The organism is Gordonia asplenii, assembly GCF_012933505.1.
GTDB lineage: Bacteria > Actinomycetota > Actinomycetes > Mycobacteriales > Mycobacteriaceae > Gordonia > Gordonia asplenii.
On record NZ_JABBNB010000003.1, the window covers coordinates 231,402 to 244,223 of the forward strand.

The 12,822-nt window shown below is 69.2% G+C and carries 13 protein-coding genes; 12 read left to right on the forward strand and 1 reads right to left on the reverse strand.

Translation table 11 applies throughout. The annotated features are described in order from the left end of the window. The first annotated feature begins 10 nt into the window (after positions 1-10). From coaBC to ribD, 11 genes are all read left to right on the forward strand, one after another. Entirely contained in the window at positions 11-1,288 is a 1,278-nt protein-coding gene (coaBC, locus tag HH308_RS04330) for a bifunctional phosphopantothenoylcysteine decarboxylase/phosphopantothenate--cysteine ligase CoaBC (protein WP_170192934.1), read from the forward strand. 102 nt (positions 1,289-1,390) lie between these two features. Next, a complete protein-coding gene (gene metK / locus HH308_RS04335; RefSeq protein ID WP_170192935.1) occupies positions 1,391-2,602 on the forward strand; it encodes a methionine adenosyltransferase in 1,212 nt (403 codons plus the stop codon). A gap of 13 nt (positions 2,603-2,615) precedes the next feature. Beyond that, on the forward strand, positions 2,616-3,023 hold the full coding sequence (locus HH308_RS04340; RefSeq protein ID WP_170192936.1) for a hypothetical protein: 408 nt from the start codon (positions 2,616-2,618) through the stop codon (positions 3,021-3,023). Between the two features lie 2 nt (positions 3,024-3,025). Continuing rightward, positions 3,026-3,556 (forward strand): hypothetical protein, encoded by a 531-nt coding sequence (locus HH308_RS04345; protein ID WP_170192937.1) that lies wholly within the window; start codon positions 3,026-3,028, stop codon positions 3,554-3,556. Between the two features lie 19 nt (positions 3,557-3,575). Continuing rightward, positions 3,576-5,582: a primosomal protein N' gene (locus HH308_RS04350; protein ID WP_170192938.1), complete on the forward strand. Its 2,007-nt coding sequence runs from the start codon at positions 3,576-3,578 to the stop codon at positions 5,580-5,582. Positions 5,583-5,584: 2 nt separating this feature from the next. Next, on the forward strand, positions 5,585-6,514 hold the full coding sequence (gene fmt / locus HH308_RS04355) for a methionyl-tRNA formyltransferase (RefSeq protein ID WP_170192939.1): 930 nt from the start codon (positions 5,585-5,587) through the stop codon (positions 6,512-6,514). Next, the gene (locus HH308_RS04360; protein ID WP_170192940.1) at positions 6,511-7,974 is read left to right on the forward strand and encodes an RsmB/NOP family class I SAM-dependent RNA methyltransferase; all 1,464 of its coding nucleotides are present in this window, start codon (positions 6,511-6,513) and stop codon (positions 7,972-7,974) included. The genes fmt and HH308_RS04360 overlap by 4 nt, the downstream gene beginning before the upstream one ends. A gap of 99 nt (positions 7,975-8,073) precedes the next feature. Then, positions 8,074-8,487: a hypothetical protein gene (locus tag HH308_RS04365; protein ID WP_170192941.1), complete on the forward strand. Its 414-nt coding sequence runs from the start codon at positions 8,074-8,076 to the stop codon at positions 8,485-8,487. Positions 8,488-8,490: 3 nt separating this feature from the next. After that, positions 8,491-8,652 carry a DUF5302 domain-containing protein gene (locus tag HH308_RS04370; protein ID WP_170192942.1) on the forward strand — a complete coding sequence of 54 codons (162 nt, stop codon included), beginning with the start codon at positions 8,491-8,493 and terminating at the stop codon, positions 8,650-8,652. A gap of 613 nt (positions 8,653-9,265) precedes the next feature. Continuing rightward, on the forward strand, positions 9,266-9,967 hold the full coding sequence (gene rpe / locus HH308_RS04375; RefSeq protein ID WP_170192943.1) for a ribulose-phosphate 3-epimerase: 702 nt from the start codon (positions 9,266-9,268) through the stop codon (positions 9,965-9,967). Next, entirely contained in the window at positions 9,957-10,991 is a 1,035-nt protein-coding gene (gene ribD, locus HH308_RS04380; RefSeq protein ID WP_170192944.1) for a bifunctional diaminohydroxyphosphoribosylaminopyrimidine deaminase/5-amino-6-(5-phosphoribosylamino)uracil reductase RibD, read from the forward strand. Before rpe ends, ribD begins: the two co-directional genes overlap by 11 nt. Here ribD and HH308_RS04385 read toward each other — a convergent pair. After that, positions 10,975-11,418 carry a winged helix-turn-helix transcriptional regulator gene (locus tag HH308_RS04385; protein WP_170192945.1) on the reverse strand — a complete coding sequence of 148 codons (444 nt, stop codon included), beginning with the start codon at positions 11,416-11,418 and terminating at the stop codon, positions 10,975-10,977. The genes ribD and HH308_RS04385 overlap by 17 nt on opposite strands. A 110-nt stretch (positions 11,419-11,528) precedes the next feature. Between HH308_RS04385 and HH308_RS04390 the strand changes: the two genes are divergently transcribed. Further along, positions 11,529-12,698 (forward strand): thiolase family protein, encoded by a 1,170-nt coding sequence (locus tag HH308_RS04390; RefSeq protein WP_170192946.1) that lies wholly within the window; start codon positions 11,529-11,531, stop codon positions 12,696-12,698. Positions 12,699-12,822 lie beyond the last annotated feature (124 nt).

The following is a 12,822-nucleotide window of genomic DNA, read 5'->3' on the forward strand; positions in this document are numbered from 1 at the left end:
GACGCCGCGCATGAGCAGCTCGCAGTCCGGCGCAGGCGATGCCCGTAAGCGCATCCTGATCGGCGTGGGCGGCGGAATCGCCGCGTACAAGGTGTGCTCGGTCATCCGCCACTTCACCGAGTCCGGCGCCGACGTCCGGGTCATCCCGACCGATTCGGCGCTGAACTTCGTCGGAGCCGCGACCTTCGAGGCACTGTCCGGGCACCCGGTGAGCACGACGGTGTTCGACGACGTCGACGAGGTCGCGCACGTGCGGCTCGGCCAGCAGGCGGATCTGGTGATCGTGGCCCCGGCGACCGCCGACCTGATGGCCCGCGCGGCGTCGGGTCGCGCCGACGATCTGCTCACCGCGTCGCTGCTGACCGTTCGGGCGCCGGTGCTGTTCGTGCCCGCGATGCATACCGAGATGTGGGAGCACCCCGCGACCCAGGCCAACGTCGCAACGCTGCGCAGCCACGGCGCCACCGTGATGACCCCGGCGTCGGGGCGGTTGACCGGTACCGACAGCGGCGCCGGTCGGCTGCCGGATCCGCAGGAGATCGCGCTGATCGGCGAACTGCTGCTCGACAGCGCGCACGCACTGCCCTACGACCTGTCCGGGATTCGGGTGCTGGTCAGCGCGGGCGGTACCCGTGAGCCCCTCGATCCGGTCCGTTACCTGGGCAACCGCTCATCGGGCAAGCAGGGCTACGCCCTCGCCCGCGCCGCGGCGCAGCGTGGCGCGCAGGTGACCCTGGTGGCCGGTGCGACCGACGAGCCCGGCGACCCCGCGGGCGTCGACATCGTCCGGATCGAGACCGCGACACAGCTCGCCGTCGAGATGAACAAACGCGCCGCCGACGCCGACGTCGTGATCATGGCCGCTGCCGTCGCCGACTTCCGGCCGCTCTCGGTCGCCGACGCCAAGATCAAGAAGGGCGCCGACGGACCGGCCCCGATCGAACTCGACACCAATCCCGACATCCTGCGCGGCCTGGTCCGCAGTCGCGAGGCCGGTGACATCCCGGCGTCGACGGTGATCGTCGGATTCGCCGCGGAGACCGGCGACGAGCGCGGTGGAGTTCTCGATCACGGCCGAGAGAAGTTGCGGCGCAAGGGAACCGATCTGTTGGTCGTCAACGCGGTCGGCGAGGGAAAGGCATTCGGCACCGCCGACAACACCGGCTGGCTGCTCAGTTCCACGGGAACCGAGACCGCGTTGCCGCTGGCGTCGAAAACACTCATGGCGAGCCAAATCCTTGACGAAATCGCCACTTTGGTCCCAGATAGGGACGGACGTACCGACTGACACAGCCAGCCGAGCCACGTCGGATCGACGTGTGTAGGTTGGATGCCATAGGGGGTAGCCGCGCGCACCCCGCTCACTGACTGTTACTCCCGAGAGGACCCGATGACCATCTCGTCACGCCTGTTCACCAGCGAATCGGTGACCGAAGGCCACCCGGACAAGATCTGCGATGCCATCAGCGACTCGATCCTCGATGCTCTGCTCCAGAAGGATCCCGGCGCGCGCGTCGCGGTCGAGACCCTCGTGACCACCGGTCAGGTGCACGTCGCAGGCGAGGTCAACACCACCGCCTACGCCGACATCCCCACCATCGTGCGCGAGAAGATCCTCGAAATCGGCTACGACTCGTCGACCAAGGGCTTCGACGGCGCGTCGTGCGGCGTCAACGTGGCGATCGGGGCGCAGTCCCCGGAGATCGCCGGCGGCGTCGACAATTCGCACGAGGCGCGCAGCGGCAGCGTCGAAGACGAACTCGATGCGCAGGGTGCCGGTGATCAGGGCCTGATGTTCGGGTACGCCACCGACGAGACCCCGGAGTTGATGCCGGTCCCGATCGCGCTGGCGCACCGGCTGTCGCGGCGCCTGACCGAGGTGCGCAAGAACGGCACACTGCCGTACCTGCGGCCCGACGGCAAGACCCAGGTCACCATCGAATACGTCGGTGACCAGCCGGTCCGCCTGGACACCGTCGTCGTCTCCACCCAGCACGGCGAGGGCATCGACCTGGCGTCCCAGCTGACTCCCGACGTGCGCAAACATGTCGTCGACACCGTGCTCGCCGAACTCGATCTGCCCAGTCCGCTCGACGTGTCGACCTACAAGCTGCTGGTCAACCCGAGCGGCAGCTTCATCCTCGGCGGGCCGATGGGCGACGCCGGGCTGACCGGCCGCAAGATCATCGTCGACACCTACGGCGGCATGGCCCGCCACGGCGGCGGCGCATTCTCCGGCAAGGACCCGTCGAAGGTCGACCGCTCGGCCGCCTACGCCATGCGCTGGGTCGCGAAGAACGTCGTCGCGGCCGGACTGGCCAAGCGCGTCGAGGTACAGGTCGCCTACGCGATCGGCAAAGCGGCACCCGTCGGACTGTTCGTCGAGACCTTCGGCACCGAGACCGTCGATCCGGCGCTGATCCAGAAGGCCATCGGCGAGGTCTTCGACCTGCGGCCCCTCGCGATCATCCGCGAACTGGACCTGCTGCGTCCGATCTACGCACCGACCGCGGCGTACGGCCACTTCGGCCGCACCGACGTCGAACTGCCCTGGGAGAACACCGACCGTGCGGAGAAGCTGAAGGCGGCCGTCGGCGCCTGACTAGAGTCGGGTCATGTCGCAGCCGGCCCGGTCCTATTCTCGTCGCGGACTGGTCGACTACACGCGATTCGCGGTCGACCTGCCCGCGTTGGACTCCCGCCTGGCGGTACGTGTTCTGCGGGAGACTGTCTTGCAGGCACGTGATCTGACACGTCAGGACGAACTGGACCGATTTCACCGCGAACCGCCGCCGACAGGCTCCCGTGGTTGGGACAGCCTGCTCGCCGGGGTCGCCTGTATGACTGGCGTGCGAGCCGCCGCCGGGGTGCTCGACTGGTGTTTCCGCCCGGAGAGATACTGCGTCGAATTGTTCGATCCGCTCGACACAGGCAAGTATCGGTGGCTCGACGCGCTGCGCACCCCGGTCGAAATACGTACACGGAACGTCATTCTGGCGGCCGGGAACCTCGAAGGGGTGTGACGGTGGCGACGACGTTCACCGCCGATGAGATCCGGGAGCTTCTCGGTGTCCTCGAATTGCGCCTGCGCTCGGTCGGCGTGGAGGCCAAGCTGTTCGTCGTCGGGGGCGCCGCGATGGCCCTGGCCTATGACGTCACGCGCGTGACGGGCGACATCGATGGGCAATTCGTGCCGCGCGATCTGGTCCTGGAACAGGCGAGATCGGTGGCGCGCGAGCGCGGATTGCCCGATGACTGGCTCAATGACGCGGTTACGCAGATGCATATGCCGCCGACTGCCGACTCGCATCCGCACAGTATGCGAATAGGACAGGCGTTGACAGTCGAGATCGCCTCGGCGGATTACCTGCTTGCGATGAAGGCGATGTCGTCGAGGTTCTCCGGCGGTGACCTCGACGATGCCGTCGTGTTGTGTCGACGCCTCACGATTACAACGACGGACGAGATCGAAACGATCGTGCGGCGCTACTTCGGGACCATCGGGTACTTCGGAGCTCAAGAGCTGTGGTTCGAGCGGATCATCGACGCACTGTGACCGCTGAGACGAGATCGCGATGGTAGCGGGTGCGCGGGAACGTGCGGCGGTCGATCCCATCGCGCGGGTACTGCCGCTGTTAGGCCTGACTCATCTGGACCGCCCGTTCGACTACCTCGTCGACGCCGAACAGGACGCCGCCGCTGCCCCCGGCGTGCGGGTCCGCGTGCGGTTCGCCGGCCGGCTCGTGGACGGCTTCGTGCTGGAACGGATTGCGACCAGCGACCACTCCGGTAAATTGTCCTGGCTCGACCGCGTCGTGTCGCCCGAGCAGGTGCTCCCGCCGCAACTGGCGACGTTGTGCCGGGCGGTCGCCGACCGCTACGCGGGCACCATGTCCGACGTCATCCGCCTCGCGGTGCCGCCGCGGCATGCGCGGACCGAGGCCGAAGCGGTCTCGATCGTGCCGCTGCCCGACGTCGCACCTCCGAATCTCGATGCCTGGCAGCAGTATTCGGGCTTCGACGGGTATCTCGGCGCGGTCCGGTCGGGCGGCGCCCCCCGGGCTGTGTGGCAGGCCGCGCCGGGGGAGGACTGGCCGGCCCGGCTCGCCGAACTCGCGGCCGCGACCCTCGCCGCGGGGCGGGGGGTGATCATCGTCGTGCCCGACCAGCGCGATCTCGACAAACTCGAGGCCGCGTGCGAGCCGCTCGTCGGCGACCGTGCCGTGAGTCTCGCCGCCGGGCTGGGGCCGACCGCCCGCTACCGCCGCTGGCTCGCGGTCCTGCGCGGGCGCGCCGACGTCGTCCTGGGCACGCGCAGTGCGGGGTTCGCGCCGGTACGCGACCTGGGACTGGTGGTGGTTTGGGACGACGGAGACGACAGCCTCGACGAACCGCGCTCGCCCTATCCCCACCCGCGGGAGGTGGCGGTGCTGCGCTCCTACGGTGAGAAGGCGGCCCTGGTCATCGGCGGGTTCGCGCGATCGGCGGAGGCGCAGGTCCTCGTCGACGCCGGATGGGCACACGATCTCCTCGCCCCCCGCGCGGAGATCCGCGCTCGCGCACCGCGGGTCGTCGCACTGTCGGGCGAGGACGCGAGCGTCGCGCATGATCCGCTGGCCCGGTCGGCGCGGATCCCCGCGGTCGCGTTCAAGGCGGCGCGCACGGCGCTCGACGCCGACACGTCGGTGCTCTTCAGCGTCCCGCGGCGCGGCTACATTCCGTCGGTCGCGTGTGAACGCTGCCGCACCCACGCCCGCTGCCGCGCCTGCCACGGGCCGCTGCAGCTGGATTCCAACGGCGAGTTGAGTTGCCGCTGGTGCGGACGCGGCGAGCGCAACTTCAACTGCGTCGCCTGCGGCGGCTCGCGGATCCGGGCCCTGTCCACCGGCGCGGGACGAACCGCCGAAGAGCTGGGGCGCGCCTTCGCCGGCGTACCCGTCACGACGTCGGGCGGCGCGAGCATCGTCGACGCCGTGAAACCCGGCGCGCGGGTGGTGGTTGCGACCCCGGGTGCCGAACCGGTGGCACCACAGGGGTACGGCGCCGCGATCATCCTCGACACCTGGGCGTATCTGGATCGGGAGGATCTGCGGGCCGCAGAGACCGCGGTCCGACGCTGGCTCGCGATCGCGGCTCTGGTCCGCCCGGCGTCGTCGGGCGGAAGTGTCATCATCGTGGCCGACGCGGGAGTGCCCGCGGTCCAGGCGATCATCCGGTGGGATCCGGTGGGCTTCGCGTCCGCCGAGCTCGCGGACCGCGCCGAACTGGGCTTTCCGCCCGCGGTGACGATGGCCGCCGTCGACGGCGGCGCCCACACGATCACCGCCTTCGTCGACTCGGTCACCCTGCCGACGTCGGGGACGGTGCTCGGACCGGTGCCGCTGCCGTCGGGGGTTCGGGCCCCGGCCGGGTCGTCGGACGTCGGCCGCGACAGCGGACCCTTGGAACGCATCCTGTTGCGCGTCGACCGCGGCCACGGGCGGGAGTTGACCCGCGCGCTGTCGGCGGCGCAGATTCTGCGCAACGCTCATCACGAGACCGGGCCGATCCGCGTGCAGGTGGACCCGCCTACTATCGGATGATCATGCGTGTCATCTTCGCCGGTACCCCGGCCCCCGCGGTCCCCAGCCTGCAAGCCCTGCTCGATTCGCCGAACCACGAGGTCGTGGGAGTGCTCTCGCGTCCCGACGCCGTGTCGGGCCGCGGCAAGAAGGTCACCCGATCACCGATCGCGCTGCTCGCCGACGATCACGGCGTCGAGGTGTTCACGCCGCGCCGCCTCACCGACGACGGTGTCCGCGACGTCCTCGACCGCTGGGCACCCGACGTCGTCGCGGTGGTCGCCTACGGCGCGTTGGTGCCGCCCGATCTGCTCGATCTGCCCGAACACGGATGGATCAACCTGCACTTCTCGCTGCTGCCCGCGTGGCGGGGGGCGGCACCGGTGCAGGCCGCGATCGCGGCCGGGGACACCTCCACCGGCGCCAGCACCTTCCGCATCGAGGCGGGCCTCGACACCGGACCGGTCTTCGGGCACGTGACCGAGTCCATCCGGCCCACCGACACCAGCGGCGATCTGCTCGGCCGGCTTGCCGAGACCGGCGCTCAGTTGCTCGTCCAGACGCTCGAAGGCCTTGCCGCGCAACGGTTGTCGGCCGTTCCGCAGCCCCCCGACGGGGTATCGCTGGCGCCGAAGATCACCGTCGACGACTCGCGCGTGCGCTGGGATCTGCCCGCCCACATCGTCGATCGGCGTATCCGTGCTCACACGCCCGCGCCCGGCGCCTGGACCGAACTCGACGGTGCACGGATCAAGGTCGGGCCGGTGCGTCAGGTCGACGACGCCGAACCGTTGGCGCCCGGTGCACTGCGCGTGACGAAGAAGGCGGTGCACGTGGGAACCTCGACGCTTCCGGTTCAACTGGGTTGGGTCGGGCCGCCGGGGAAGAAGCAGATGCCTGCCGCCGACTGGGCGCGCGGCGCACGACTGGACGACGGGCAGGTACTGGCATGAGTGAACAGCGTCCCGCGCATCGACGGTCCGGCGGCGAGCGCGTGAACCGGCCGAGCCGCCCGGGTCGGGCCGAGCGTCGGGGCACGACGTCGGGGATGGTGCGCGACAAAGCCATCGACCCGGTGCGGGCGACGGCGCGCGATGTCCTGCGGGCCGTCCGGGAACGCGACGCCTACGCAAACCTGTTGCTGCCCAAGCTGTTACGGGAACGTCGGATCACTGGGCGCGACGCCGCGCTGGCCACCGAACTGACCTACGGCACGGCCCGCGCACAGGGCGTGCTCGACGCTATCATCGCCGCGGCCGCCGGGCGCGCGGTCGCCGACATCGACGGCCCGGTGCTTGACGTACTGCGACTGGGTGCTTATCAGCTGCTGCGTACCAGGATCGGCTCGCACGCGGCGGTGTCGACGTCAGTCGACCTGATCCGCTCGGAAGCCGGCCAGGGGCCCGCCGGGTTTTGCAACGCCGTGCTGCGCAAGATATCTCAGCGCGACGAAGACTTGTGGATCGACGAGTTGGCGCCGTCGATGGCCGACGACCTGATCGGCAACATGGCTTTCCGCTACGCGCATCCACGGTGGATCGCCCAGGTCTTCTTCGACGCGCTGGGCGGGTCGGCGGGACAGTTGCAGGCGGCGCTGGCGGCCGACGACGCACGCCCGCCGGTGCATCTGGTCGCCCGGCCGGGACTGATCTCCGCCGAGGAGCTCGCCGCGATCAGCGGCGGAGACGAAGGTCGCTGGTCACCGTACTGCGTGTACCTGCCCGGCGGCGACCCAGGCGACCTCGAACCGATCCGAGAGGGCCTCGCGGGCGTGCAGGACGAGGGCAGTCAACTCGTCGCGCGCGCCGTCGAGGTCGCACCGATCGACGGCGACGACGGCGGACGCTGGCTGGACCTGTGTGCGGGTCCCGGCGGCAAGGCCGCTCTGCTCGGAGCTCTTGCCGACATCGACGGTGCTCGGCTCGATGCGGTGGAGGTCTCCGAGCATCGCGCCGAGCTGATCCGCAAGGTCACCGGGGACTTCCCGGTGACCGTGTACGTCGCCGACGGCCGTGACAGCGGGCTGGAGCCGGGATACGACCGGATTCTGCTCGACGCTCCGTGCAGCGGACTGGGTTCGCTGCGTCGACGCCCCGAGGCGCGTTGGCGGCGGACTCCGGCCGACGTCACCGAACTCGTCGTGCTGCAACGGGAATTGCTCACCGCGGCGTTGCGGCTGGTGCGTCCCGGCGGCGTGGTGATCTATTCGACGTGTTCGCCGCACCCGGCCGAAACGACCGAGGTCGTGGCCGCGGTGTGCGCGCAGACGGGTGCCGAGCAACTCGACGCTCGCGCTCTGGTGAGCGTCGACGGCCGCGAGGTACCGGGACTGGGGGACGGCCCGCACGTGCAGCTGTGGCCGCATCTGCACGGGACCGACGCGATGTTCTTGGCGGCACTGCGCCGCGGGTGATCGAACGTGCGTCGATCGGCGTGCGTGGGTCCGTTGGTAGGTGACTGTGGTGGCAACGGATGATGTAACGGCGCTCAGACAATGGTAGACAATAATGTTATGAATACTTTTTCGCGTTTTAGCGCTGCTGTGCTCGCGGCCGTCGGAGTCGCTGTCGCCGTGCCCGCGGTCGCACAGGCCGACATGTACACCTTCCCGGGTATCGGCGGCTGGTACTCGTCGCCCGGCGCCGGAACACAGGTCCGCTACGTCTTCTACTCGGACTCCGCTAGCAACGACATCAGCTGGATGGATGCCAATAACGCGCCCAAGGTGCAGCACGTGGTCTTCACCGGACGTACCCCGGACGGCAAGTTCGTCGGCGAGCGCGTCGTCCGTCTGGGCGGCGGCACTCCGGTGATGTCGTCGTCGATCCACAGCGGCGGCAGCTTCGCCCAGTGCAAGGTCCTCGTCGGGGGACAGCAGCAGAAGCTGTACACGATGTCCGGCCCGGGTGCCACGGCATTCTGCTGATCGATGGCTGCCAACGAGGAAGCCAAACGCAAGTTTCGTGAGGCGCTGGACCGCAAGACCCAGCAGGGCAATCACGGCGAGCAACATCTGAGCGGCAAGTCGAAGGCCCGTGGCACCCACGGGTCTGCCAGCCACCAACAGCAGTTCCGCCGCAAGAGCGGCTAGCGGCGCCGCTGGTTGAGCCGTCTCTTCGGCTGGTTGAGCCGGTCCGGAGCCGTCTCTTCGGCTGGTTGAGCCGGTCCGGAGCGTTCCCGTCCGCTGGTTGAGCCGGACCGGTGCGTCCCCGTCCGCTGGTTGAGCCGGACCGGTGCGTCCCCGTCCGCCGGTTGAGCCGGTCCGGAGCGTTCCCGTCCGCTGGTTGAGCCGGTCCGGAGCGTTCCCGTCCGCTGGTTGAGCCGGTCCGGAGCGTTCCCGTCCGCTGGTTGAGCCGGACCGGAGCGTCCCCTTCCGCCGGTTGAGCCGGACCGGAGCGCTAGCGAAGGCCCGTGTCGAAACCACGTAAGCCGACGATGCCAGCGCACCAAACACCTTGCGCCAGAGGGTAACTCATCTAGCTTTGGTTTCGACACGGGCGCGTCTCGCTGCGCTCGTCGGGCCCGGCTCGACCATCGGGGAGGTGTGTCTCGCTGCGCTTGTCGGGCCCGGTTCAACCAGCGGGGGAGGTGCGTCTCGCTGCGCTCGTCGGGCCCGGCTCAACCAGCGAACGGCGGTCGCCGGCGGCATCGATCAGCATGGGTCCTGATGAGTGGGGTGCGCGGTCCCGAATAGACTGATCGCCATGTCTGTCGCTCCCATGATCGCGCCGTCCATCCTGTCCGCCGACTTCGCGAATCTCGCGGCCGAGTCCGCGGCGGTGGGGCCGGGGCGCACGGCAGGCGATCCGGGCGCCGACTGGCTGCACGTCGACGTGATGGACGCGCATTTCGTGCCGAACCTGACGCTCGGTCTGCCCGTCGTCGAATCGTTGCTCAAGGCCACCGACATTCCGCTCGACTGCCACCTGATGATCGAGGATCCGGGTATCTGGGCGCCGCCATACGCCGAGGCCGGCGCCTATAACGTCACCTTCCACGCCGAGGCCACCGACGATCCGACGGCCGTCGCCCGCGACATTCGTGCGGCGGGTGCCAAAGCCGGGTTGAGCATCAAGCCGAATACGCCGCTCGAGCCCTACCTGGAGATTCTGCGCGACTTCGACACGCTGCTCGTGATGAGCGTCGAGCCTGGGTTCGGCGGTCAATCGTTCATCGCCGAGGTACTGGAGAAGGTGCGCACGATCCGCAAGGTCGTCGATTCCGGTGCACTCAACCTGATCGTCGAGATCGACGGCGGAATCAACGCCGACACCATCGAGCAGGCGGCCGAAGCGGGTGTCGACTGCTTCGTCGCCGGTTCGGCGGTCTACGGCGCGACCGATCCGGGCAAAGCGGTCGCCGGTCTGCGCGCCCAAGCGGCCGCGGCGCGCGCGCATGTCCACTGAGCTCTCCCCGCAACGACTCCGCGCGACGCTCACCGCGGCCGTCGACGCCTCCCTCGAAGCGCAGGGACTGAGCTCACCGAATCCGCCGGTCGGCGCGGTGATCCTCGACGCCGACGGAACCGTGGCGGGTGTGGGACACACCCAGCCGGTCGGCGGTCCGCACGCCGAAGTGATGGCGCTGCGCGTCGCGGGTGAGCGGGCACGCGGTGGTACCGCCGTCGTCACCCTCGAGCCGTGTAACCACACCGGCCGCACCGGGCCGTGCAGTCAGGCGTTGCTCGACGCCGGGATCGGGCGCGTGTACTACGGCGTCGCCGACCCCAATCCACAAGCCGCGGGCGGTGCCTCGACGCTCGTCGCAGCCGGCGTTTCGGTACACGGGGGAGCCGACCTAGATCCCACCCTGACCGACATCGTCGAATCCGGTCCGCTGCGCACCTGGCTGCATCGCCAACGCACCGGCCGCCCACTCGTGACGGTCAAGATGGCCGCTACCGTCGACGGCCGCATCGCCGCACCCGACGGAACCAGCCGATGGATCACCGGCCCGCGGGCCCGTGCCCACGCGCATGAGCAGCGCGGCCGGATCGACGCGATCATCGTCGGGACCGGAACCGTCGTCGCCGACGATCCCGCGCTCACCGCACGCACCCCCGACGGTGACCTGCGTCCGCACCAGCCCACCCGCGTCATTCTGGGGACACGTGAAATCGGTTCCGGCGCAAAGATCTTCGACGACGCCGCACCCACGATCCAAGTTCGCAGCCACGATCCGCGGGCCGTTCTCGACGCGCTCGACGACGCTTTGTGGGTCCTCGTCGAAGGTGGACCGTCGATCATCGGTGCCTTCTTCGACACCGACCTGGTCGACGAGGTCGACCTCTATCTGGCGCCGGCGGTCCTGGGCGCCGGGCCGGCCGCGGTCGACATGGCCTCGACGTCGACCATCGCCGACCTCAGACGCTTCGTATTCGGCGAACCGCAACGGCTCGGCGACGATCTGCTGATCACTCTGCGTCGCTGATCCTCAGCGCGTCTCCGCGCAGCGGCGCGCGGCATGCCGCACAACACAATTCGCCGGTGAACCGTTCGCCGCAGGTATGCATGAACGGCACGGGGTCGGCGCCGTCGTCGAGGTAGCGACTGCCCCACTGCTTGAGCGTGAGCAGCACCGGCGACAGCGCGCGCCCCGATGCGGTCAGACCGTATTCGTACCGCGGCGGCCGCTGCGAGTACTGCGTGCGGCTGATCACGCCGTGCTCTTCGAGTTTGCGCAGTCGGGTCGCGAGGATGTCGCGCGGTGCCCCGGTGTTGCGTGCGATCTCGGTGAATCGCCGCTGGCCGTAGAACAGTTCGCGCACGACCAGCAGGCTCCATCGATCGCCGACCACCTCCAGGGCGTCGGCGATGGTGCAGGGACGGGGGGTTTCGACGGGTGGGACCGATATCACAATTCCAGTATGCCGAAGTCTGTTGGCAAATCAAACTGACTGGGCCTATCGTCGGGTTAGTTGGTAAATCCAACTCACTGTTCAGCCTCGCTGTCTCAAAGGAGAGAACCATGAGGGACGCAGTAATCGTCGACGCCGTACGCACCCCGGTGGGCAAGGGCAAGCCGGGCGGCGGACTCGCCGGAATTCACCCCGTCGACCTGCACGCACACGCGATCCGGGAGCTGGTGACCCGCACCGGAATCGACCCTGTGCTCATCGACGACGTCATCGGCGGAGCGGTCGGGCAGATCGGCGAACAGAGCGCCGACACCACGCGTTGGGCCGCACTGGCCGCCGGCCTGCCGGAATCGGTGCCCGCGGTGACCGTCGACCGGCAGTGCGGCAGCAGCCAGCAGGCCATCGCCTTCGCCGCCGCCAATGTGATCAGCGGCGTCAACGACGTCGTCATCGCCTCCGGCGTCGAATCGATGAGCACCGTGCCGATCGGCAGTCAGACCGCCGGACGAGATCCGTTCGGTCTCGGCGTCGCGCAGCGTTACCCGGAAGGCCTGGTGCCGCAGGGAATCAGCGCCGAGCTGATCGCCGCGAAATGGGGACTCTCGCGCGAGCAGCTCGACGCCTTCGCCGCGGAGAGTCACCGGCGGGCCGCGCAGGCATGGGCCGACGGCAAGTTCGATGCCGAGGTGGCGCCGCTCGCCGGACTTCGAACCGACGAGACGATCCGGCCGGGAACGACCGTCGACGTCCTCGCCGGCTTACGTCCCGCGTTCCGTGCTCCGCAGTGGGAGCGTCGCTTCCCCGACCTCGGCTGGCACGTGACCGCGGGCAACTCCTCACCGATCAACGACGGCGCGGCGGCCACGTTGGTGACGTCGTCGGAGATCGCCGCCAAGCTCGGGCTGCGCCCACGAGCGCGTATTCATTCGCTCGCCGTCGCGGGCGACGACCCGATCTTCATGCTGACCGGGGTCATCCCCGCGACCGAGAAGGTGCTGGCCCGCGCCGGACTGACGATCGCCGACATCGACGTCTTCGAAGTCAACGAAGCGTTCTCCAGCGTCGTGTTGGCCTGGCTCGCCGAGACCGGAGCCGACCCGGCGAAGGTCAACGTCAACGGCGGAGCCATCGCCATCGGCCACCCGCTCGGCGGCAGCGGCGCCCGCATCGCGACGACGATGCTCTCGGTGCTGGAACAGACGGGCGGACGCTATGGCCTGCAGACGATGTGTGAGGCGGGTGGTCAGGCGAACGCGATGATCATCGAACGGCTCGGCTGACCATTCTTCCGCCGGCCGGGCATCTCGCGGCCCCGTGGTGCGTGTCGGAGGGCATATTTCCCTTCGACGCCGATGAGGGGGACGCGAGATGCACACGGCCGCATCCGGTTTCGAGTGTCGTGCG

Excerpts from the sequence above, each read along its gene's own strand:
- coaBC (WP_170192934.1), top strand. The coding sequence starts at position 11 with ATGAGCAGCTCGCAGTCCGGCGCAGGCGATGCCCGTAAGCGCATCCTG.
- metK (WP_170192935.1), top strand. The coding sequence starts at position 1,391 with ATGACCATCTCGTCACGCCTGTTCACCAGCGAATCGGTGACCGAAGGC.
- HH308_RS04340 (WP_170192936.1), top strand. The coding sequence starts at position 2,616 with ATGTCGCAGCCGGCCCGGTCCTATTCTCGTCGCGGACTGGTCGACTAC.
- HH308_RS04350 (WP_170192938.1), top strand. The coding sequence starts at position 3,576 with ATGGTAGCGGGTGCGCGGGAACGTGCGGCGGTCGATCCCATCGCGCGG.
- fmt (WP_170192939.1), top strand. The coding sequence starts at position 5,585 with ATGCGTGTCATCTTCGCCGGTACCCCGGCCCCCGCGGTCCCCAGCCTG.
- HH308_RS04360 (WP_170192940.1), top strand. The coding sequence starts at position 6,511 with ATGAGTGAACAGCGTCCCGCGCATCGACGGTCCGGCGGCGAGCGCGTG.
- HH308_RS04365 (WP_170192941.1), top strand. The coding sequence starts at position 8,074 with ATGAATACTTTTTCGCGTTTTAGCGCTGCTGTGCTCGCGGCCGTCGGA.
- HH308_RS04370 (WP_170192942.1), top strand. The coding sequence starts at position 8,491 with ATGGCTGCCAACGAGGAAGCCAAACGCAAGTTTCGTGAGGCGCTGGAC.
- rpe (WP_170192943.1), top strand. The coding sequence starts at position 9,266 with ATGTCTGTCGCTCCCATGATCGCGCCGTCCATCCTGTCCGCCGACTTC.
- ribD (WP_170192944.1), top strand. The coding sequence starts at position 9,957 with ATGTCCACTGAGCTCTCCCCGCAACGACTCCGCGCGACGCTCACCGCG.
- HH308_RS04390 (WP_170192946.1), top strand. The coding sequence starts at position 11,529 with ATGAGGGACGCAGTAATCGTCGACGCCGTACGCACCCCGGTGGGCAAG.